The organism is Streptomyces sp. NBC_00009 (genome assembly GCF_045040855.1).
In the GTDB taxonomy this organism is placed as follows: Bacteria; Actinomycetota; Actinomycetes; order Streptomycetales; family Streptomycetaceae; genus Streptomyces; species Streptomyces aureus.
On sequence record NZ_CP108312.1, the window covers coordinates 2,969,358 to 2,990,938 of the forward strand.

Annotated in this window: 22 protein-coding genes; 7 read left to right on the forward strand and 15 right to left on the reverse strand. The window is 69.7% G+C overall.

Annotation, left to right across the window (positions count from 1 at the left end):
* Window positions 1–6 precede the first annotated feature (6 nt).
* On the reverse strand, window positions 7–1,323 hold the full coding sequence (locus tag OHA58_RS13170) for a DUF6716 putative glycosyltransferase (protein WP_405478870.1): 1,317 nt from the start codon (window positions 1,321–1,323) through the stop codon (window positions 7–9).
* 198 nt (window positions 1,324–1,521) lie between these two features.
* Between OHA58_RS13170 and OHA58_RS13175 the strand changes: the two genes are divergently transcribed.
* From OHA58_RS13175 to OHA58_RS13190, 4 genes are all read left to right on the forward strand, one after another.
* Window positions 1,522–2,502 carry a glycosyltransferase family 2 protein gene (locus tag OHA58_RS13175; protein ID WP_116510712.1) on the forward strand — a complete coding sequence of 327 codons (981 nt, stop codon included), beginning with the start codon at window positions 1,522–1,524 and terminating at the stop codon, window positions 2,500–2,502.
* Entirely contained in the window at window positions 2,499–3,836 is a 1,338-nt protein-coding gene (locus tag OHA58_RS13180) for a polysialyltransferase family glycosyltransferase (RefSeq protein ID WP_405478871.1), read from the forward strand. The genes OHA58_RS13175 and OHA58_RS13180 overlap by 4 nt, the downstream gene beginning before the upstream one ends.
* On the forward strand, window positions 3,833–4,978 hold the full coding sequence (locus tag OHA58_RS13185; RefSeq protein ID WP_405478872.1) for an acyltransferase family protein: 1,146 nt from the start codon (window positions 3,833–3,835) through the stop codon (window positions 4,976–4,978). Before OHA58_RS13180 ends, OHA58_RS13185 begins: the two co-directional genes overlap by 4 nt.
* 94 nt (window positions 4,979–5,072) lie before the next feature.
* On the forward strand, window positions 5,073–5,972 hold the full coding sequence (locus tag OHA58_RS13190; RefSeq protein WP_405478873.1) for a class I SAM-dependent methyltransferase: 900 nt from the start codon (window positions 5,073–5,075) through the stop codon (window positions 5,970–5,972).
* A 20-nt stretch (window positions 5,973–5,992) separates the two neighbouring features.
* Here the strand turns inward: OHA58_RS13190 and leuE are convergent, their stop codons facing one another.
* Window positions 5,993–6,649: a leucine efflux protein LeuE gene (gene leuE, locus OHA58_RS13195; RefSeq protein ID WP_405478874.1), complete on the reverse strand. Its 657-nt coding sequence runs from the start codon at window positions 6,647–6,649 to the stop codon at window positions 5,993–5,995.
* 91 nt (window positions 6,650–6,740) lie between these two features.
* Window positions 6,741–8,330: a methylmalonyl-CoA mutase gene (locus OHA58_RS13200; RefSeq protein WP_405478875.1), complete on the reverse strand. Its 1,590-nt coding sequence runs from the start codon at window positions 8,328–8,330 to the stop codon at window positions 6,741–6,743.
* 247 nt (window positions 8,331–8,577) lie between these two features.
* Here OHA58_RS13200 and OHA58_RS13205 point away from each other — a divergent pair, with 247 nt between their 5' ends.
* Entirely contained in the window at window positions 8,578–9,417 is an 840-nt protein-coding gene (locus tag OHA58_RS13205; protein ID WP_405478876.1) for a L,D-transpeptidase family protein, read from the forward strand.
* 210 nt (window positions 9,418–9,627) lie between these two features.
* Here the strand turns inward: OHA58_RS13205 and OHA58_RS13210 are convergent, their stop codons facing one another.
* The 10 genes from OHA58_RS13210 to OHA58_RS13255 form a co-directional block, all read right to left on the reverse strand.
* On the reverse strand, window positions 9,628–10,770 hold the full coding sequence (locus tag OHA58_RS13210; RefSeq protein ID WP_405478877.1) for a hypothetical protein: 1,143 nt from the start codon (window positions 10,768–10,770) through the stop codon (window positions 9,628–9,630).
* Window positions 10,770–11,456: an RNA polymerase sigma factor gene (locus OHA58_RS13215; RefSeq protein WP_405478878.1), complete on the reverse strand. Its 687-nt coding sequence runs from the start codon at window positions 11,454–11,456 to the stop codon at window positions 10,770–10,772. The genes OHA58_RS13210 and OHA58_RS13215 overlap by 1 nt, the downstream gene beginning before the upstream one ends.
* A gap of 321 nt (window positions 11,457–11,777) precedes the next feature.
* Window positions 11,778–12,518 (reverse strand): hypothetical protein, encoded by a 741-nt coding sequence (locus OHA58_RS13220; protein ID WP_405478879.1) that lies wholly within the window; start codon window positions 12,516–12,518, stop codon window positions 11,778–11,780.
* Window positions 12,515–13,132, reverse strand: coding sequence for an RNA polymerase sigma factor (locus tag OHA58_RS13225; protein WP_405484948.1), 618 nt, complete (start codon window positions 13,130–13,132; stop codon window positions 12,515–12,517). Before OHA58_RS13225 ends, OHA58_RS13220 begins: the two co-directional genes overlap by 4 nt.
* A 113-nt stretch (window positions 13,133–13,245) precedes the next feature.
* Window positions 13,246–13,695, reverse strand: coding sequence for a hypothetical protein (locus OHA58_RS13230; RefSeq protein WP_405478880.1), 450 nt, complete (start codon window positions 13,693–13,695; stop codon window positions 13,246–13,248).
* 213 nt (window positions 13,696–13,908) lie between these two features.
* On the reverse strand, window positions 13,909–14,829 hold the full coding sequence (locus OHA58_RS13235; protein WP_405478881.1) for a L,D-transpeptidase family protein: 921 nt from the start codon (window positions 14,827–14,829) through the stop codon (window positions 13,909–13,911).
* 147 nt (window positions 14,830–14,976) lie between these two features.
* Window positions 14,977–15,435, reverse strand: coding sequence for a hypothetical protein (locus OHA58_RS13240; protein WP_405478882.1), 459 nt, complete (start codon window positions 15,433–15,435; stop codon window positions 14,977–14,979).
* A gap of 84 nt (window positions 15,436–15,519) precedes the next feature.
* On the reverse strand, window positions 15,520–17,103 hold the full coding sequence (locus OHA58_RS13245; RefSeq protein WP_405478883.1) for a hypothetical protein: 1,584 nt from the start codon (window positions 17,101–17,103) through the stop codon (window positions 15,520–15,522).
* A 264-nt stretch (window positions 17,104–17,367) separates the two neighbouring features.
* Window positions 17,368–18,240: a hypothetical protein gene (locus OHA58_RS13250; RefSeq protein WP_405478884.1), complete on the reverse strand. Its 873-nt coding sequence runs from the start codon at window positions 18,238–18,240 to the stop codon at window positions 17,368–17,370.
* A 136-nt stretch (window positions 18,241–18,376) separates the two neighbouring features.
* A complete protein-coding gene (locus tag OHA58_RS13255) occupies window positions 18,377–18,595 on the reverse strand; it encodes a hypothetical protein (RefSeq protein WP_100594949.1) in 219 nt (72 codons plus the stop codon).
* A 118-nt stretch (window positions 18,596–18,713) separates the two neighbouring features.
* Between OHA58_RS13255 and OHA58_RS13260 the strand changes: the two genes are divergently transcribed.
* Window positions 18,714–19,541 carry a Scr1 family TA system antitoxin-like transcriptional regulator gene (locus OHA58_RS13260; protein WP_405478885.1) on the forward strand — a complete coding sequence of 276 codons (828 nt, stop codon included), beginning with the start codon at window positions 18,714–18,716 and terminating at the stop codon, window positions 19,539–19,541.
* Window positions 19,525–19,827, forward strand: a complete 303-nt coding sequence (locus tag OHA58_RS13265; protein ID WP_405478886.1) for a DUF397 domain-containing protein — start codon at window positions 19,525–19,527, stop codon at window positions 19,825–19,827. Before OHA58_RS13260 ends, OHA58_RS13265 begins: the two co-directional genes overlap by 17 nt.
* Window positions 19,828–19,836: 9 nt before the next feature.
* Here OHA58_RS13265 and OHA58_RS13270 read toward each other — a convergent pair whose 3' ends face one another.
* Window positions 19,837–20,406 carry a DinB family protein gene (locus OHA58_RS13270; protein ID WP_405478887.1) on the reverse strand — a complete coding sequence of 190 codons (570 nt, stop codon included), beginning with the start codon at window positions 20,404–20,406 and terminating at the stop codon, window positions 19,837–19,839.
* A gap of 134 nt (window positions 20,407–20,540) precedes the next feature.
* On the reverse strand, window positions 20,541–21,332 hold the full coding sequence (locus tag OHA58_RS13275) for a hypothetical protein (protein WP_405478888.1): 792 nt from the start codon (window positions 21,330–21,332) through the stop codon (window positions 20,541–20,543).
* Window positions 21,333–21,581: the final 249 nt, after the last annotated feature.

The following is a 21,581-nucleotide window of genomic DNA, read 5'->3' on the forward strand; positions in this document are numbered from 1 at the left end:
GGGCGTTCACAGCTCGCCCATCCGCCGGATGACGGGCGCCACGCGCTGCACTCCGTGCCGGTAGGCGCCACGGGCGGCGCGGCGCACGATCTGCCGGACGGGGCCGGGCTCCTTGCCGGCGGCGGGTGCGCCGGGCAGCGGCGTCCCGTCGGGGGCGAGGTGGTGGCGGGCGAGGATGCGCGGCAGATAGCCGGGGGCGGTGGTGAGGCTGTAGTAGGGGGCCAGGGGCGGGAGCCGGTCGGCTCCGGTGAGGCCGGTGACCCGGGCGCGGGCCGTGTCGAAGGCGGTGTCGTACGTGCCGTCGGCCGCGACGCCCTGGCGTGCCACCCACTCCTCGTCGGCCTTCGGCAGGTGGCCCGCGTCGAGCTGGTCCCAGGAGGCGAGGCACCCGGAGCCGGTGAAGTGGTGGTTGCCGAGCGCCTCGCGCACCCCGAGGTCGGTGAGCAGCGCGGTGGGGATGCGCCGGTGCAGGGCTTCGAGCGCGGCCGTCGAGCTGACGGTGACCAGGAGGTCGGTGCGGTCGAGTACCTCGCCCATGTGCCCGTAGACGAGGCGGCAGTTGGCGGGCAGTCCGCCGTCGATCCGCTGGGCGAGCTTCTGGTAGGGCGCCTCTTCGATGTGCGTGGTGTGCTCGCCGGGCTTGCTGCGCAGCTTGAGCAGTACCTCGCGCTCGGGGTGCAGCCGGGCGTGTCCGACGAGCCGCTTGAGCAGGTAGGCGCGGTCGGCGGGGGTGTCCGGTACGGAGGGCTGCGCGGCGAAGACGACCGTGTACGGGTCGTGCTTCTCCTCGTAGGGCGTGCCGCCGAGGAACGGCAGCGCGCACTCGGTCACCGAGGAGGCGTCGGCGTCCACACCCTCGTACACGGCGCGGAAACGTTCCGCGTCGTGGCGGGAGTTGGCGAGGACGAGGTCGGCGCCGTGCCGCAGGAGCAGTCCGTCGGCGAGCTTCTCGTAGACGACGCCCACGTATCCGGTGACGACGACGGGCCGCTTCGCCCGGCCCTGCCAGGCCCGCGCGAGGCCGTGGAGCATGGCCTGGACGGCGCCGCCGACGAGGGCGAGGACGACGACGTCGTACCGGTCGGCGTCCTGCTCCATGCGGCGCAGGAATTCGACGGCGGTGACTTCGTCGAGGCTGTCGGCGCGGACGCCGACTTCGTCGAGTTGGCGGGGTGTGGGGGTGGCCCGGCCGCGCAGGAGGAATCCGTTGAGCGGGCTCTCGTCGGTGGTGAGGCGGCGCGCGGTGAGCGCGCCCCACTTCCACCGGGTGTCGGAGTCCGCGAGCACGGCGACCCGTCGGGTCTCAGAGGTACTTGCTGGCACACCGAAGAAGCTAGGAAGCGATGTGGGACCGCGGCCCAACCGGAGTGCAACAAACGGTTAACAGCGCACCGACGAATGGCGAATCCGGCCGGGAAGCAGGCGGGAAGCAGGCGGGTTCACTATTCCGCCACGCGTCGTTCACCTGACATCTCACCATCGGTAAAGACGAATGCCGGGCCGCCGCCTAGCGTCCTTCACGTGGTCAAGCTCTCCGTCATCGTGCCGTTCTACAACGTGCAGCAATACGCGCCCGACACCCTCAGAAGTCTTCGCGCCAACGCGCGCGACGACTTCGAATTCATTCTCGTCGACGACTGTTCGAAGGACGAGACCCCGGACATTCTCGCGCGCGCCGAGCGCGAGCTGCCCGGCGCAGTCCTGGTCAGACACGAAAAGAACGGAGGCCTGGCCACCGCGCGCAACACCGGACTCGACGCGTCGCGCGGTGAGTACCTGACATTCCTGGACGGCGACGACTGGCTCGCCCCCGGATACTACGAGCGACTCCTCGCCTCCATCGAGGGCCTGGGCTGCGACTTCGTCCGCACGGACCATGTCCAGTGCACCGCGCGGGCCCGCACCGTCCACCGCGTGCCGACCGGCAGGCGCGGTGTCGTCATGGATCCGCGCGAGGCGATCCTGCCCGCCGACCGCTCGACGTCCGTCGACTACGCGTACGCGTGGGCCGGTATGTATCACCGCCGGCTCGCCGACGCCGGCCTCCTCCACTTCACCGACGGCCTGCGTACGGCCGAGGACCGGCCGTGGATCTGGCGGCTGCACCGCGAGGCGAAATCCTTTGCCGCGGTGGGACTTCTCGGGGTTTTCTACCGGCGCGGTGTCGCGTCGTCACTGACGCAGATCGGCGATGTCCGGCAGCTCGATTTCATCAAGGCGTTCGACCAGGTGGTGGCCGAAACGGCGCAGGACAAGGACGCGGAAAAACTTCTGCCGAAGGCCGTCCGTACGTACTGCGCGATTATTTCCCACCACTTGGGATCCATCGAAAGGTTCGAACCGGCAGTGGCGCGCAAATTGAAGACAATGAGTTCCGCGGCGCTGAAGCGCATGCCGCAGGACGTGCTCGACGACGCGCTCGACTCGATGGACGTGCAGCGGGCGACGCGCCTGCGCCGGCTGCGGCGCCGCCCCGCCGCGGCGGGGGTGGCTGCCGCGTGACCACGCAGATCTTCTTCGCCTCCACGCTGTACGGGACCGCGACGCTCGCCGCGGCCCTCGACGCGGACTGCTTCGCGCCCGCGGACCGGCGCATCCTGCTCGTCGCCAACAACGCGGCGACCCCGGAGACGACGCCCGCCGTCGACGAGATGCCGGGCTTCGAGCGGCTGCGCGGCCGCTTCGACGACGTCGTGTCGTGGAACGAGACCATCGCGCCGTTCCACCCGGGCGGCTGGGCCCCGCGCCTGGACGACGTACCGCTGTGGGAGCGCCATCTGCGTCTCGCCTGGGATCTGGGCGACGACGACGTCGAGCTGGCCGTGGAGTCGATCCAGGTCAACCCGGCGATGGCGGTGGCGCAGATCTTCACCGGCGTCCCCGTCGACGTGTACGCGGACGGCCTGATGAGCTACGGCCCCACCCGCAACAAGATCGACCCGCTGGTCGGCACGCGCGTACGGCGGCTGCTGCATCTGGACCTCGTGCCGGACCTGAAGCCGTTGCTCCTCACGGAGTTCGGCGTGGAGCCCGAGGTCGTCCCGACGGACGTCTTCGTGAAGGTGCTGGCCGAACTGGGCGATGTGAGCGGCGAGTTGCCGCCCGTCGGGCCCGAACCGGCCGTGCTGCTCGGGCAGTACCTGTCCGCGCTCGACATCCTCACCGCACAGGAGGAGGAGGACCTGCATGTGCGGATGATGCGCGGTGCGGTCGCCCTCGGCCACACGCGGATCGTCTTCAAGCCCCATCCGACGGCGCCGGCCACCTGGTCGCGCACGCTGGAGGCGGAGGCGGAGAAGCTCGGCGCCGAACTCACCGTCCTCGACACGCCCGTGCTCGCCGAGGTCCTGTACCAGCGGATGCGCCCGGCCCTGGTGGTCGGCTGCTTCTCGACGGCACTCCTTACCGCGTCCGCGTTCTACGGCATCCCGGTCGCCCGCATCGGCACCGGCACCCTCCTCGACCGCCTCGCGCCCTACCAGAACAGCAACCGCGTCCCGGTCACGATCGTGGACGCGCTGCTGCCGGAGCTGTCGGAGCAGGCGGCCGTCACCGCGCAGGAGTCCGGCACGGCGACCGCCGAGCTGAACCAGCTGGTGCGCGCGGTCGGCTTCGCGATGCAGCCGAAGATCTACCCGAAGCTGCGGGCGGCGGCCGAGCGCTACCTCTCCACGCGTCTGAACGACCACACGTGGCGCTACTTCAAGCGCCGCCGGCTCACGTCCCTCGCGCTGCCCGGCGCCGTCCCGGCCCAGCTCGCGTTCATTCCGCGCAACGCGACGGTGCGCCGAGTCGCCCGCCGCGCGCGCTCGTTCAAGCGGGCAGCCCTCGGATGAGTACTTCAGAGACGACGCTCCCGAAGCTTTCCCCGGGAGCGGACGCCACGGTGCGGACCGCGCGCTCCGGCGCGCACGCACCGCGGCTGAGAGCCCTGGACGGACTACGGCTCATAGCCGCCCTGATGGTCGCCGCGTACCACTACGGCGGCCGCGACGGTGAGGTGTCCCAGGCGTGGGGCACGTCGCCGAAAGTCCAATTCCCTTCACTGCACCAGTTGTTCGCCTACGGCTGCCTCGGGGTGCAGATCTTCTTCGTCATCAGCGGCTTCGTGATCTGTATGAGCGGCTGGGGCAAGCCCCTGCGCTCGTTCTTCGCCTCGCGCGCGTCCCGTCTGCTGCCGTCGTACTGGGCGGCCGTGATCCTGGTGACGGCGGTCTTCGCGCTGCCCGTGGTCGCGTACAAGGCGGTCTCGCCCAGTGACGCGCTCCTCAATCTGACGATGCTTCAGCAGCCGCTCGGCGTGGACCGGGTCCTCGGCGTGTGCTGGACGCTGTGGGCCGAGGTCCGCTTCTACGCGCTGTTCGCCCTGTGCGTCGTCCTGCCGGGCGCGAACCGGCGCCGCATCGTGCTGTTCTGCGCCGTGTGGACGCTGGCCGCCGCGATCACCCAGGCGTCCGGCGAGCCGGCCCTCGAGGTCATCCTGATGCCGGAGTACGCGCCCTACTTCATCGGCGGCGTCGGCCTGTATCTGCTCCACCTCGACCGCCGCGACATGACCGCGTGGGGCATCGTCCTCGTGAGCTGGCTGATCGGTCAGCACTACGCGGTGGCCGCACTGTGGCACGCACCGAATCCTCACTTCTTCTCGTACCGCGGGTCGGGAACGATCATCCTGATAGTGACGCTCGGTTTTGTGGCCGTCGGCGCGATCGCGCTCGGGCTGCTGAACCGGGTCAACTGGGGGTGGCTGACGGTCGCCGGTGCGCTGACGTACCCGTTCTACCTGGTCCACGAGCATCTGGGCTGGGTGACGATCGAGGTGCTGCACCGGCGTCTCGGGCTGCCGTCGGCCGCGACGTTCACCCTCACGGTGGCCGCGATGCTCACCCTCGCGTGGCTCCTGAACCGCTTCGTCGAGAAGCCGCTTGCACCTTTCCTGCGCAAACGCCTGAACCCCGCTTCCGCCAGGATTCACTGAGGATTCATGCCCTGTGGAGTTTGCTGCACAGTTGGCGGATGCGATCTGTGAGCGCCTTGACCCTGCCGATCAGTAGCTCATAGGTTCGCGTCCCATGACTGCTGTGCACACCACCGCCCGGCGCCCGATCGACCTCGACGACGTACCCGGCTGGTTTCCCCCGCTCGACCGACTCCTGTTCACCTGGTTCCTCGAACGGCAGGCGCGGCACGAGGTCCGCGGCGATCTGCTGGAGCTCGGCGTCTACATGGGCAAGAGCGCGGTGCTTCTCGGACACCACCTGGACGGCGCCGAGAAATTCACCGTGTGCGACCTGTTCGAGGGCGACGCCCCGGACGAGGCGAACCGGGCCGAGGCCACCAAGTCGTACGCCTCACTGACCCGGCAGGCCTTCGAGGAGAACTACCTCTCGTTCCACGACGAGCTGCCGAAGGTCGTCCAGGCGCCCAGCTCCGTGATCTCCGCCGAGGTCGACCCCGGCTCCTGCCGCTTCGTCCACATCGACGCCTCGCACCTCTACGAGCACGTGTACGGCGACATCGGCGCGGCGCGCGAGCTGCTCGGCCCGGGCGGCATCGTCGTCCTGGACGACTTCCGCTCCGAGCACACGCCGGGCGTCTCCGTCGCCGCGTGGGAGGCCGTGCTCAACCGCGGCCTGCGCCCGCTGTGCCTGAGCACCCAGAAGATGTACGCCACTTGGGAGGACCCCGCGCCCCTCCAGGACGAGCTCCTCGACATGCTCAGGGAGCGCGACGACATCGCCCTGAGCGTGCAGCAGGCGGCCGGACACCGCCTGATCCGCGTGAAGTCGAAGGCGGTCAAGGCGCCCGCCTCCCCGCGCTCCCGCCACCACGTGGAGGTGCCGGAGGAACCGAAGGCCGCCCCCGCCCCGCAGCCGGTCCCCGTACGCAGGCGGAGCCTTGCCCGCCGTATCGCCGTGGACCTGACACCACCGGTGGTCACCCGGGCCGTGCGCCGCGCCCGTAGGGGCTAGGCCGAAAGCAGCCCGGGGCCTCAGGCCCCCGCGAGGGACAGCTTCACCGCGAAGCCCAGGAACAGCACGCCCGCCGCAGTGGTCGCGCCCGCCGAGAGCCGCTTGCGGCGCCGGAAGGCGCCGGCCAGGCGGGTCCCGCTGAAGATCAGGGTGGAGAGGTAGAGGAAGCTCGCGGTCTGGAGCAGTCCGCCGAGGACCACGAAGGACAGCGCCGGGTAGGCGTAACCGGGGTCCACGAACTGAACGAAGAAGGAGATCAGGAAGAGGATCGCCTTCGGGTTGAAGAGGCTGACGATCAGGGCGCGGCGGTACGGGTGCTCGTCACCGCTCCCGGTGACCGGCTGCTTCTCGCTCTCCACGACGGGCCCACCGCGCTGCTTCCACAGGGCCCGCGCCGACCGGATCATGCCGATCGCCATCCACGTCAGATAGCCCGCTCCGGCGTACTTCACGACGAGGAAGAGCACGGGCGTCGTCTGCAGCACGGAGGCCGCGCCGAGCGCGGCCAGTGTCATCAGGACCGTGTCCCCGGTGAAGACACCCGCGGCGGCCGCGTATCCGGTGCGTATGCCTTTGCGGGCGGCCACGGAGAGCACGTAGAGAGAGTTCGGTCCTGGGAGCAGGACGATGAGGACGAGACCGGCCAGATAGGTCGGGAGATTGATGACACCGAGCATGAAAGGGAGTGTCGCACGCCTATAGGGCTATACGACACTCCCTGGTCAGAGGCTGATACGCGGCCTCAGAACGCGGCCTCGGACCACGGCCTCAGAACGCGTCGGTCGGGATGTACGTGCCCCACACGTCGCGCAGCGCGTTGCAGACCTCGCCGACGGTGGCGCGGGCGCGCAGGGCGTCCTTCATCGGGTAGAGGACGTTGGCTGTGTCCGCGTCGCTCTCCGCGGCCTTCTTCAGCGCCGCGAGCGCAGCGTCCACGGCCTCCTGGTCCCGCTCGGCGCGCAACTTGGCGAGGCGGTCGGCCTGCTGCGCCTCGATCGCCGGGTCGACCCGCAGCGGCTCGTACGGCTCCTCGGCGTCGAGCTGGTAGCGGTTGACGCCGACCACGACGCGCTCGCCGGAGTCGGTCTCCTGCGCGATGCGGTACGCGGAGCGCTCGATCTCGTTCTTCTGGAAGCCGTGCTCGATGGCGTTGACCGCGCCACCGAGGTCCTCGACCTTCGTCATGAGTTCGAGGGCGGCGGCCTCCACGTCGTCCGTCATCTTCTCGACGACGTACGACCCGGCGAACGGGTCGACGGTGGCGGTCACGTCGGTCTCGTAGGCGAGGACCTGCTGGGTGCGCAGGGCGAGGCGCGCGGACTTGTCGGTCGGCAGCGCGATGGCCTCGTCGAAGGAGTTCGTGTGCAGCGACTGCGTGCCGCCGAGCACGGCGCCGAGGCCCTGGACGGCGACGCGGACGAGGTTGACCTCGGGCTGCTGGGCGGTGAGCTGCACGCCCGCGGTCTGGGTGTGGAAGCGGAGCATCAGCGACTTGGGGTTCTTCGCGCCGAACTCCTCCTTCATGACCTTGGCCCAGATCCGGCGGGCCGCGCGGAACTTGGCGACCTCCTCCAGGATCGTCGTCCGGGCCACGAAGAAGAAGGACAGGCGCGGCGCGAAGTCGTCGACGTCCATGCCGGCCGCGACGGCCGTGCGCACGTACTCGATGCCGTCCGCGAGCGTGAACGCGATCTCCTGCGCGGGCGAGGCACCGGCCTCGGCCATGTGGTAGCCGGAGATCGAGATGGTGTTCCACTTCGGGATCTCGGCCTTGCAGTACTTGAAGATGTCGGCGATCAGCCTCAGGGAGGGCTTCGGCGGGAAGATGTACGTGCCCCGCGCGATGTACTCCTTCAGCACGTCGTTCTGGATCGTGCCGGTCAGCTGGTCCGCGGGGACGCCCTGCTCCTCGCCGACGAGCTGGTACATGAGCAGGAGCAGCGCCGCCGGGGCGTTGATCGTCATCGACGTGGACACCTTGTCGAGCGGGATGCCGCCGAACAGGATCCGCATGTCGTCGATCGAGTCGATGGCCACGCCGACCTTGCCGACCTCACCGGACGCGATCGGGGCGTCCGAGTCGTGGCCCATCTGGGTGGGCAGGTCGAAGGCGACCGACAGGCCCATCGTGCCGTTGGCGATGAGCTGCTTGTAGCGGGCGTTGGACTCGACGGCGGTGCCGAAGCCGGCGTACTGGCGCATCGTCCACGGGCGGCCGGTGTACATCGACGGGTAGACGCCCCGCGTGTACGGGTACTTTCCGGGCTCGCCGAGCTTCTCGGCCGCGTTCCAGTCGGCCAGCGAATCGGGGCCGTAGACCGGCTCGATGGGCAGTCCTGACTCAGACTCGCGCGCCATGGTTGTGCCTCCAGCTCGGTTGTTACTTGCCAGTCGGTTCGACCCCCGCGACGGACTGTAGCGGCGCGCCTGCTCGCGGTGGAGAGCCGCATGCTGGGACCTTGCTCACAGCGCGTCCGTCACGTTTCTCCATCCCACAATGCGCGGCACTTACGCCGAGTTCGCAACCGGACGCGCGCGGGAATCATCTCTGTTGGCACATCGGACTAGTGGCGAGACTGCGGGGGCCCGGATGCGTGCGACCGTCATGCGTGGATCACTCGCCGTCGCCGGGGTCATCGCCCTGGTCGGCGGCTGCAGGGCAGGGGCCGTCGACAGCGGAGGCAAGCAGCCGCCGCCGAAGGCGAACGCCTCGGCGCCACCGGCCCCGTCCGACGACGCGAAGAGACCGGACGACGCGAAGGGGCCGGGTCCGTCCCCCTCCCGCACCCCGTCGGTCAGACCGACGCCGCCGCCGAAGGTCCTCATGGCGCGCGGCGCGAGCGGCGGCAAGGTGCGCGAACTCCAGGCCAGGCTGCGGCAGATCGCGTGGCTCTTCGAGGGGCCGAACGGAAAGTACGGCCCGGCGACGACCAAGGCGGTCGAGGGCTTCCAGGGCAAGCGGGGCCTGCCGCGCACGGGGAACACGGACACGGTGACCTGGGCGCGTCTTGTGAAGATGACGCACGCCCCGACGCGCGACGAGCTGTACGCGTCCGGCGGGCAGCCCGCGGCGAAGCCGGACCCGCGCTGCATGACGGGCCGCGTCGTCTGCATCAGCAAGACCAGCCGCACGCTGACGTGGATGATCGACGGCAAGGCGCTGATGACCACGGACGTGCGGTTCGGCTCGCAGTTCACACCCACCCGCGAGGGCGTCTTCAGCGTGTACTGGAAGTCCCGGCACCACGTCTCGACGATCTTCCACACGGCCATGCCGTACGCGATGTTCTTCAGCGGCGGCCAAGCGGTGCACTACTCGGCGGACTTCGCGGCCCGCGGCTACAGCGGGGCGTCGCACGGGTGCGTGAACGTGAGGGACGAGAGGAAGATCGCGTCGCTGTTCGCACAGGTCCGCAACGGCGACAAGGTCGTCGTCTACTGGTGACCTGCGCACAGGTGGCGAGAGGGAGTGGGGCGCGGGCGGGACCGGGGGAACGTGTCCCGCCCGCGCCAGTGGCACAGAGCCGAAGGTACGGGGGGAACCCGCGGCTCGTGCACGGCCGATGACCAGTCGGCTCACTTGTTACTGCGCCATGCCGTCCAAAAACGTCACACCCGCCTGGGAAATTCTTTGTTCCCGCAGGTCAGGACGGGCTCAGGGCTGCGCGGCCGCGGCACTGTACGAGGCCGAGGCCGTCGCGGACGGCGTCGTCGGCCCGGTGCCCGAGGCGGCGTCGCCCGGATCGGACGGGACCCACGAGGCGGAAGGCACGGCGCCGCTGACGCCGGAGTCCTCGCCGTTCTGGCTGTCCTCGTCGCCGTCCTTGCCGCTGTTCATGTCGTCGTTCTTGTTGCCGCCGTCGTCCCCGCTGCCGGAGTCGTCGGCCTCTTCGAGGACCCGGGCGCAGAACCGGTCGGGGTCACGGTCCCGCTTCTTCGTGGCGATGCGCTTCGCGGCGGCCCTGAGGCGCTCCTCCTCGGAGTCGCTCAGGGTGCCGCTGCGATACTTGCGGCAGGCGTCGACCAGGTGCTGCCGCCAGGCCTCCCGGTCCGCGGCGTCCGATTCGCGCAGGCCGGTGCCGGGCTGCGTCGTCGCCCGGCCGGGCCGGCCCGCCGTGTCGTCCTGGGACGGGGCGCCCGAGCCCGGCGCGTGCGAGTGGCCGTCGGGCACGGCGCTGCCCGAGCGTCCGCCGTCGGTCTCCGAGATGTCGGGCGACGGTGAGGTGAGGGGCTGTTCGGGAGACGCGGCGGCGGAGACGCTGGCGGCGGGCCCGGGTTCGCTGGGACCGCCGAACGGCGACGGGAGCACTCCGGTTCCGGCCGCGACGGCGACGCCGCCGATCATGCATCCGGCGAGCGCGGCGGCCATCCCGAAGCGCACCGGGCGCCCCCAGCGGACGGGCCGCGCGCCGGGTCTCGCGAGGCGGACACTGCCGACGTCGGAAGCGGCGAGCGCGTCGGCGTCGGCATTTGCGTTCGCGTCGCTCTCCCGGCCCACGGCTCCGTGGAGCGAGGAGACCGGGGCGAGAGCCCCGCGGTGCCTGGCACGGCGTGCCTTCAGGGCCGCCGCGCCGGGCTCCTCCGCGACGGATTCGTGCGCCTTGCGGAACGCGGCCAACGCGGCCGCCTCGCCCGGCAGCTCGCCTCCGTCTACGCGTGTCACGGCAAGTGCGTCGAGTGTCCCGGCGAGGCGGGCGGCCCGAGCGCGGGTGGCTGCGTCGACGGCTTCCAGGGGCTCACCGCGCAGCAGACGCTCGGCCGCGTCCCGGTCCAGCCACTTGTTGTGCTCGTCGGCCATCACATGTCCTTCTGCGTCCGCGTCCGCGAATGCGTCACACCGGCGGACGTCACCGCGTGCCCGCGCGGCTCTCTCGGGGGCGGTACGGCGTCGAGCGTGCCGTCCCGGCCCGCGTGCGCCGTCTGCACATGCGAACCCTCGGCGCCGAGCAGCTCGGCGAGGCGCTTGAGGCCGCGGTGCGCTGCGGTCCTGACGGCGCCCGGACGCTTGCCCAGGGTCTGGGCGGCGCTCTTCGCGTCGAGCCCGACGACGACGCGCAGGACGACGGCCTCGGCCTGGTCCTGCGGAAGCTGGGCGATGAGCGCGAGCGTGTCACCGGTGGCGAGGAGTTCCATCGCCTCGTCGGCGGTGTCGGATGTCGCGGCTCGGCCGGTGAGCTCGGTCTCGTCACCGCCTATGGCGGGCCGGCGTCCCCGCATCCGTATGTGGTCGAGGGCGCGGTTACGGGCTATGCGTGCGGCCCAGCCGCGGAAGCGGTCGGCGTCGCCGCTGAACCGGTCGAGGTCCCGGGCGATCTGCAGCCAGGCCTCGGACGCGACGTCCTCCGCATCCGGTTCACCGACAAGTGTCCGTACGTACCCGAGCAGGCGTGGATGCACCGCGCGGTACACAGTCCGGAACGCGGTCTCGTCCCCGTCCTGCGCCGCATGCACCGCGGCCGTCAGCTCCGCGTCGTCCCCCAGCACTGCGCCACCCTTGCGCTTAAACCCTGCGCCGCTCACCGACGCGAACCAGCACGCTACGGCCTGATACGGCTCCCCGTCCACGTTTGGTACAACCCGCAACTAGCACGTGACGCAACGCGGTGTGACAGAAACCGCACGCGCGGCGCTGAAGGTAGTACGGGCCGCCGCGCGGCCCGTACCGCGCGACGGCCGGGGCCTCTCCTGTGGGGGGTGGCGGCCTCGGCCGTCCCGGCGGTGCCCTTCGGGGTGTGCACGCCGAGGCGTGCCGGTGCGGCCCCCGCACCCTTACTTGCTGGGACTCCCCTGCTTCTTGGGGTTCAGCTAATTCTTGGGATTCTTGGCCCGGCTCGGCTTCGGGCTCGGCTGCCCGTTCTCCTGACCGTCGGCTTTCCCGCCGGCCGCCTTGTCGCTGCCGTTGCTGTCGTTGCTGCCGTTGCCGGTCTCCTGGCGGGCCCGCTCCGCCGCGCAGTACGCGTCCACGGACGCCTCTCCGCCCGCCTCCGCGAGGAAACGCTGCCAGGCGGGCGAGTCGAGCGCCTCGCCCCGGCCCCGGCCCCGTACGGATGCGTACGCGTGGCACTTGGCGAGGGTGTCACCGGCCTGGTCCGGGTGGCCGGCGGACGTCGGGCCCGGCGCGCGGGACGGGGCGGGCACCGTGGCGGGTGGACCGACCTGCTCGGGCGTGGGCCGCCCGGGGGCGCTGGAGGCGCTCCGCCTGGACGTCGGCCGCTGTTCGGCATCGTCGCCCGGGGCGTCCCCGACCGCGCCGATCCCGGCCATCGCGACGCCGCCCAGCGTGACGCCCGCGACCAGCGTGCCCACGGTGGTGCGCAGTGACCAGCGGGCGAGGCCCCGGGGGCGCGGACGCCAGTCGTCGCGGCGTCGCGTCCTGGCCGAATGGGCTCCCTGGTCGCGGGCCTCGCGGAACGCGGCGACGGCCCGTTCCTGGGCGCCGTCCCGCTGTTCCGCCGAGCGTACGGCGGCGGCGAGCAGAGTCTCGAAGCCTCCGGCTCCTTCCGGGCCGGCCGGCCCGTGGTCCTGCCTGAGTGGGTTGTCAGTCATCTCGACTCCCCCAGCGTTGTGGGGCCGTCATCCGTCACACCTCGCGCGCCGAGCCGGTCCGCGAGCTTCTTGAGGCCGCGGTACGCGGCGGTCCGCACGGCGCCGGGGCGCTTGCCGAGGACGCGCGCGGCAGAGGGTCCGTCGAGTCCGACAACGATGCGCAGCAGCACCGCCTCGGCCTGGTCGCGCGGGAGGGCGCTGATCAGCGTGAGCGCCTCTGCGGTGGAGATCGTCTCGAGGGCCTGGTCGGACGTGCTGTGGGTGCCGGGGAGTTCGAGCATGTCCTGTTCGAGGCCGGAGGGGCGCGGGCGCACCTTCTGGCGGCGCAGCAGGTCGAGGGCGCGGTGCCGGGCGATGGTGGCGGTCCAGCCGCGGAACCCGGCGCCGTCCCCGCGGAAGCGTCCGAGGTCGCGGGCTATCTCCAGCCACGCGTCGGAGGCCACGTCCTCGGCCTCGTCGCCGACGAGGCCGCGCAGATATCCGAGGAGACCGGGCTGCACAAGCCGGTACGCGACCGCGAAGGCGGCCTCGTCCCCCTCCTGCGCCCGCGCCACGGCCATGCCCAGCTCCTCGTCGCGCGCGTGCGTGCGACGGGGCTCCCCACCCTGGCCCAACCGTTGTCCTCTTCGTACGTCTGCGTACTGACCCGACGCGGCACAGATCGATGCGTCCATGCCCCCATGGTCATCAGCGTCACGGCCCACGGAAATGTCACTGGGCACACATGTCACAGGGCGGCGCAGGTCTTGTCCTTCCCGCGGTCGCCGCCTCGTCCGTGGAGGGTCAGGTAGAAGGTCTGGAGGGATTCCTCGCGGCCGAGTTCGAAGCGGTTGACGACCTTGCCGAGGGGGTTCCACACGCGCCCGTCGGGCATGCGGACGCCCACGGGCTGGCCGAAGTAGGCCCGCTGGGCTTCGTCGAAGTCGACCCACACGGCGCCGGCCCGCCGCACCAGCACCTCACCCGCGTACGCGCCGATACCGAACAGGGCCCCCGCGACCGACGCCCGGTCCGAAGTCCCTTTACGCAGGCCGTCGATGAGGAAGTCCGCGACGCGGAGGCTGGCGACGGTGTAGTCGAGCGGCAGCCGGTTGCGCGCGGTGGCGTGTGCGACGAATCCCGCGGCGTGCCGCCGCATTTCCGCCGCATTCGACTCAGGTTTGTGGCCCACACCCATGGTGTCCGCTCCTCGTCCAGTTCGGGGAACAGCCTTCGCAACTCCCCTGCCTGGCCCAGCGGATGACGCCACGTAAGCATCACGCGTCACACACATGTCGCTTCTCACATGACCAATCAGTGAAGGCCGTACAACCTTTGAGGCGACTGTGCGTCGTGCTGGACCGCTGCGCGGAGGAGCGGACCGGGTGCCCGGTCTTCCGGCCCCGGGCCGTCAGCCGATCGCGATGCGCGGATGCGCGCCCGGCTGAACCCAGCTCATGATGCGGTCCATCGTGGCGCGCGGCACGGAGACGCAGCCCGCGGTCGCGCCCGAGCCGTTGACGTGGAGGAAGATGCCCGCGCCGCGCCCGGGCACGGCGGGCCAGCGGTTGAAGTTGATGACGAGCGCCTTGGCGTACTGCGTCGGGTAGTTGATCAGGTGCTCGCTGCCGCGGTCGCCGCTCTCGGTGAGCGGGAAGTCCGCGCCGGCTGCGGTGTGCATCGAGTTGTAGAACTTCGACTCCGGGTCCTCGACCCACCACTGCGTGGAGTCGACGCGCGTGTACGGCATGTTGGTACCGCCCGCCTCGACACCGAACCCCTCGGTGAGGGTGTACGTGCCGGACGGCGTCGTGTAGGTGCTCTGGCGCCGCGTCGAGCCGGGGACGACGCCGTTGGAGCCGACGCGTCCCGCGCTGGTGGAGACGACCGGCTTCCATCCCGCGGCGCCCTTGGCCCATGCGGTGACGGTCGCGTACGAGCCGCTGGACTTCACGGTGATGACCTGGGTGGCGTTGCCCACCTCGACGGGCACGGGGAAGTCGGGGGCGGAGCCCGGGGCGGGGGCCTTGGACTCGGTGGCGGCGGACTTGGCCGGGGAACCGGCGGAGGACGTGGCCGAGGCGGACTTCGAGGCGGAGGCGGAGGCGGAGCCACTCGGGCTCGCCTTCTTCGGCTTCTTCGACTTCTTCGATGCGGAGGGCGAGGCGGACGTGGATGCCGGGGCGGACGCGGCACCGGCGTCCTCGGCCCGCACCTGGTCCGCGCCGGACGACCCCGGCTTGTCCTGGTGCCCGCACGCGGCGGTGGCGGCCAGCAGGAGCACGGCACCTGCGGTGAGGATTCCGGTACGGGAGCGGGAAACGGGCAGCACGAAGAGACCCTTCGACTGGGCTGGTGTGAGGAGGCGGCCCGTTTATATAGGAGCCCCTCCCGCGCCCGCGACCCGAAAGACATTCCGGGCGCACCCTTCAGAATCCGCCCAACTCCTCCACCACAGGTTGCATGGGTTCCGCGGCGATCAGCGGAGGTAATCCGCCAACGCGGCGCGCGCAGGTGCCGAAAGCCGGCCCGCTGCCATGTCATCGAGCGTGACGCGCAGCATCTCCGGCTGCATCAGGGGGATGGCCGCGACGAGGAGTTCCTCACTCGCGTACAGCGGCTCCACCAGCTGGTAGAACGCGGCGGATGCCACGGGCTGGGTCGAGTTCAGGAGCAGGTTCTCGGTGAACTCGGCGCAGCGGCCGAGCAGTTCGGTGTCACGCTCCGCCTCGGGTATGAGCAGCTCGGGCCGGACCAGGTCGCGGAAGACCACGTCGCGCAGGAAGTCGTAGAGATCGAACCAGCCGAGATCCCCCGAGACGGCCTGTTCCGCGGACATCCCCGCGACGGCCTCGATCCCGTCCCGGGACTCCGGGACCATGATCAGGAGGAGACCGGGGATCTGGTGTCTGCCGATGCGGGACCCGGACGAAGTCATTTGGGTGCGGATCCTCTGAAGTGATGGTCAGGGTCAAGCGGTGAGGTGAGGCTGTAGTTCTGCTGGTCAGCCTATCGCCAAGAATTACCTGATCACGTGGTAGAGCACCTCACCACCAGGTCCTGTAGCCGTTTTGCTGAGCGCCGGGTCCAGAGGCGACAGGCCGCCTTGCTGGCCGGGCTGCTGCAGTACCCAGGAGACGTGATAGCGATGCAGAGCCGCCAGCCGTTCGTTGCGGGAAGAAATCGGAGAGAAGTACAGATTGGTCGCGTCCCAGCGAGCCTGGGAGTCGTCCAGGAAAGGGTCGGGGAAGGCCGGGGCCACCGTATAGGCACCGTGGGCGGGCAGTTGAAACGCGATGGCCTGCGATGTCATCACCGTCTCGCCGTACCCCACCCATCGCCTCGTCCAGGCATAGCCCTGCCACGACGGCCAGGCCTTTTCCCGCAACGCTGCCGGCAGATGCTCAGGCGCGACGACATAGCCAAGGGCAGTGGACTGTGTCCAGGCTCCAAAGGCGAACGCGATCACCAAGAGTCCGCACAACGTCTCTCGCACAGCCCGCTTCGGCACAGCGACCACGGTGAGAGCGATGGCCAGTTGCGCGGGGATGAGGACTGCGGGCAATGCCCGTCCCCAGGACCAGTGTGCGAACAACCAGCCGTAGCCGACCGTCGCTGCGCCCAGGACAAAGAAGATCACCAGCGGATCGCGTCGGTCTTTCATAAACCTGAACCACAGGGCAACAACGCCGGGCACCATCAAGACCAGCCGTGACGGCAGGTGTTCGTACAGAGCCGCGCTCCACGGATCGAGCGAGTTATTCCCCAACAGTGCGAAGAGCGAGTAGTACGGCCAGGTGAGGGCTACCACTGTGCCCGCAAGAATTCCGGCAATGACCCGCAGCCAGATCTCTCGGCCAGGCCGCGCGGCGACCACCACTGCCACCGCGCCGAAGGTTGCGATCATGCCGCTGAATTGGTGAACGAGCAGCATGACGCCCCACAGAGCACCAAGCACGGTGAACAGCAGCCACGACGCCGGCCGGCGCAGCGCTTTGTGAAGTGATGCCCAGAAATGGAAGGCGAGCGCGACGATGAAGGTGGAGGGGTAGGAGATGGCGATGGCAAGCGAACCGAGTTCGAGTAGTCCGCTCCATGCGAACAGTGGCGGCCCCCAGAGCAGAGTCAGACAGAGCAGGGCTACCGGTGGTGCCGCACGGTGGGTGCTCAGCACACGAGTGAAGCGCCAGATTCCGCTGAGCAGGAGGGCAACACTGACGAGCGCGGCCAAGCGCAGCACAGTGAATGTTCCGAGACCCGTCGCCTTCGCTACGAGTGCCTGAAGCACCGTCCACGGCGAGTAGTACGGACTCTCGATTGCTGCGTCGACCATCGGGTTGCCGGGGTGCAGCAAATTCGCGCGCAGCCTTTCAATGACGGCCGCGTGCAGGCCCAGATCTCCGTTCCACGGCAGCCGAACGGCCAAGGCCAGCAGGAGGACGGCGACGGAGACCGCACCACACCACACAGCGACGTAGGCGGCTACGTTGATCCCACGGCCGGAATTGCCCCCGGCCTGCAGCCGCGGCTTGGCGCCCGTAGCTGGGATCGGATTCGCTGATGCCGATCGCACAACCACATCGCCTTCGAATTCGGAATGATTCACGTGCGGCCTCTCGTAGGATTAGGTGGCCGGGGGGAATGGGAGTTGAGGAACATCCATGTCAGATCCCAGTTGACCAGTGTGCGGTACGTGGGGCGATTTTCAGCGGACCCGCCGCCCTGAGTTCCGCGGCAATGCGAATGGCTAATCACGCGAGTTGGGGTCCGACGGCGGGCACGGTCCACCACGGGATGCCGGTCCACAACGAGGTCGGACGGCAGTCCGGGGGAGGTACCGGCTTCCGCATCCCGGCAACCGGGAGCAGGCCTACAGCCGGGCCGCGCCGTCAGGTACTCGCCCCCGCAGGCACTCGCCGCAGAACTCCTCGTCGCCCTCCGGCCGGAACAGGCGCGCCTGCGTATGCACGCCCTCGCATTCCCGCAGTTGGGCGATGCGTGGCTGTACGGGCTGAGGGAGAGCCTCCACGACAGGCGCCGGTGGTACGTCGCTCAGGATGTACCGGAGCAGGCCGCCCGGCCTGTGGATCGGCTGCTTCGGGCCCGGCAAACTGCGCTGCACATGCGCCCGTACGCCACCAGGCGTGTGCCCCGCCTCCAGCCAGGCGCTTGCCAGAGCCGCCAGCTGCGGCAGCATGCCGCGCGGCACGCGGAGCCTCGGCTCCAAGTCCAGGATGGTGGAGATGAGTTGGCGCCCGGCTCCCGTAGCCGCGGGAGCCTCGGGCGCCTCCGTTTCCGTTTCCGTCTCCGGAGGCGTCTCGGGATGGTGGGGGGTGTTCTCAAGAACGGGTTTTTCTGGATGACGGCCGACGGTCCGGCCGGTCGGCTCACCGGCGGCCGGGTTTCCGCCCGCCGGAGCCCCGTCCCGTAAGGCGAGCGCCTGCTCCGGCTTCAGCGGCACATTGGAGACGAGCTGCACGGTCGACCACAGTCCACGGACACCCTGCTGGCGCCACTCGTGCAGATAGCCCTCGCGCTTCAGTTCGCCCTTGGCGCGGTTGAAGGCGCACTTGCCGATCCCGGCCTGACGGGCGGTTTTCGACAGCGGGTCGCCGGCGCCCTCGGGCAGCGACAACTGCCAGGTCAACAGCCGTACGGCGTCCGACGAGAGGCGCGGATGGCGGAGGATTTCGTTCGGGACCTGACTGAAGAAACGGGCAGGCGCGATAGCATGACGGAGCATTTTCCGGTGGCTACTTCCACTGGTGATGAAGGCCCTCTTCGCTGGCTGGAACCGGCGTTGAGGGCCGCCTCATGTGAGGCGTGCTGTCGCGCTCACCGTACCGCAACTTGCGTAAGCGAACGGTCACTTGACGTAATCACCACTGCCCGCCATACCTCTGCGCACGCTCCCGCAGCCACGCCCGCACCCAGACCTCTTCGCTCTCAGAAGCGGGCCGCAGGTCGCGCGCCGCGATCGTCGCCACGAAGTACACGAACCGCACGCGCCGCGATTCCCCGTCGACGCCGAGCACCTTGCCGGGCCCGTAGACATCCGTACCGGTGTGGGCGACGAACGCGCCTTCCCCGTGCTGCATCTGCACCGCCTCTCGATCTCGCTCTGCGTAGGAATTCGGTCACAGAGTGAGGTCGCCACAGCTAGGCTCGCCAGTAGTCCGAGCGTGACAACACAAGTCGCACATACGGGAGTTGCGGATGGCGATCGAGGACAATCCCGGTTCCCGGACGAGTTACGGCGAAGAGTTGCGGCGCCGCCGGGAGGCCGCCGGGTTCACGCAGGAGGAGTTGAGCGCGCGGGCCATCATGTCGCGCACCCACATCGCCCACATCGAGGCGGGGCGGCGCCGGCCGTCGCTGGAGGACGCGCGCCGTCTCGATCAAGTACTCAAGACAGGCGGGGTCTTCGAGAACTTCCTGCCCACGCAGGGAGAGGGCAGCGTCGCCGAACACTTCGCGGAAGCACTGGAGTTGGAACGCCAGGCGACGGTGATCAGGGAGTATGCGCCGAAGCTTGTCCCGGGCGTCCTTCAGACGGGGGCGTACGCCCGCGAAGTCCTCCAGTCCGGCTTCCCGCCGAAGACGGACGAGGAACGTGACAGGCTCCTTGTCACACGCCTGACCAGGGCCCGCATCCTGGACGACTTCACCTCACCGGTGGCCTGGTATCTCCTCGACGAAGCAGTCCTGCGACGCCCGGTGGGCGGCCCGGCGGCGATGTGCGAACAGCTCTGTCACATCGCCGAGTTGGGCGAACGTCGCCGCATTCGCGTGCACGTGCTGCCGCTCTCGGTGGGCCTGCATGCCCTCCTGGAGGGGTTCGTCTCCTTGATGTGGTTCGAGGACCTGCCGCCGGTCGCGTACGTCGAGGGCCTGAAAACGGGCCGGGTCCTTGAACTCCCGTCCGTGGTACGTGAATGCCAGGCGGTCTACGATCACGCCATGGGCGACGCGCTGTCGCACGGTAAGTCGCTGGCCCTGATCAGGTCCGTCGCGGAGGATTACAAGCATGATGCACAGCAGTGAGCACTACCCCCGCTTCCCCGACGCTTCCGTACTGACGATGTGGCGCAAGTCCAGCTACAGCGGAGGCAGCAGCGGCGAATGCCTCGAAGTAAGCGACGCCTGGCGCAAGTCCACGTACAGCGGAGGCAGCAGCGGCGACTGCCTCGAAGTCAACGACCACGCCTGCGCCGCCCACGTCCCCGTACGTGACAGCAAGAACCCTCACGGCCCGGCCGTCGTGTTCACCAGCGGCGCGTGGACGGCGTTCGTCGGTGCGGTGAAGGCGACCGACCGCCCGCGCCGCTGAGCGACGGGCCTACTGGCCCACCCTCCCGTCGATGCACTCACGCAGCAGGTCGGCGTGGCCGCAGTGGCGGGCGTACTCCTCGACGCGGTGCACCATCAGCCCCCGGACCGGGATCTCGACCTTCCCAAGACGCTCGCCCAGATCCGGGTGCCCGGCCAGCGCGGCGTCGGTCGCTGCCTGTTCGCGCTCCAGATCTGCGTACGCGGCGTCGACCACGGCCCGCTCGGCGACGGCGCCGTTGAAGTCACCGTCACGCTCGCCGTACAGCTTCGGCAGCGGTTCGCCGTCTGTGATCCAGTTCAGCCAGTCCCGCTCCGCCTCGGCGAGGTGCCGGAGCAGGCCGAGCAGCGACATCGTCGACGGCGGTACCGACCGGCGGGCCAGCTGCTCCGGGTCCAGGCCCTCGCACTTCATCCGCAGGGTCAGGCGGTAGTCCGCCAGGAAGGTCTGGAGCGTCGCCAGTTCGCCTTCGGGGCTGTCTTCTTCGCTGCTGCGGGGGTCGTCGTCCGGGTCCGCCCACATGTCGGGGTAGACGGTCGCCTGGCTCCATCGTGCGGGTTGGTCAGTCATACGTCGCATGGTCGTCGGTGGCGGCCCGCGCCCGCCACTGATTTGCGGCCCCCGCGCCGGCGTGCGCGGGAGGTGTGTTGTGCCCAAAGCCAGTCGTCGGGCACAACACACCTCTTCACCGATCCTGTGCGTTGCGGGTCAGGTTACGGCGTCGTCTGCTGGATCCAAGCCTCGTCCCAGACGAAGGTGTTGCCAGCGATGTCACCGTGCGTCTGGAACACAGTCCCGGTCGTCGTCACCGCCTTGACGAACGCGTCGTTGCCCTGGGCCTCGATACCGACGGCACAGACGTTGGGCGGGTAGTTGGGGTTCGCGGGATCGTTACCGACAGCGACCGCGTTGGTGAGGTCCTGCCAGACGATCGTCCCGCCGGGCGTGCTTGCCTTCCCGACGAAGGTCTTCCCGCCGGTGAGCACGACCTGGAAGTCCTCGGTGTTCGACGGGCTGTAGAGGTCGATGTCGGAGCACGGTCCGGTGGCGCCTGTGGCGCCCGTGGCTCCTGTTGCACCCGTCGCACCCGTCGCACCCGTGGCACCCGTGGCACCCGTCGCGCCCGTGGCACCCGTGGCACCCGTCGAACCCGTGCCGCCCGTACCCGTCGCGCCGGTGGCACCCGTGGCACCCGTGGCACCCGTCGCGCCAGTGGCACCCGTCGCGCCAGTGGCACCCGTGGCACCCGTGGCACCCGTGGCACCCGTCGCCCCGGTCGCACCCTTGCAGTCGTCCTTGTCCTTGCCGCCGCCGCCCAGTGCCGTGAGCGAGTAGGTGTCGAGGACTTGGTGCATGTTCTCCATCGCATGCGCCAGGTGGTGGGGCTTCGGCTTCGGCTTGGGCTTCGGCTTCGGCTTGCACTTGTCCCCGCCGAACGGGGTTGCCACGGCGACGTCAGCGGTCTTCGCGGGCTGCTGAGCCAGCGCAATCGCAGGATTCGCCATCCCCGTAATCACGAGGGCGAGCGAGGCAATGGTGCCGCCGGTCAGCCAGGCTCTCCGCCTCGGCAGCGGTCCGAGTGCGGACCTGGTCCTGTGCTCAGGACGCATATCACTGCTCCTTCTGAAAACTGGATCGAGGGATGTTCCGGAAGCACATTCGAGCTCCCGTTGGGCTCATCGGTTCGCAGAAGTCGCTCCTTGAGGCTCTGGCGCGGCGACCAGCGGATTGGCCTACAAGCCAAGTCCCAATGG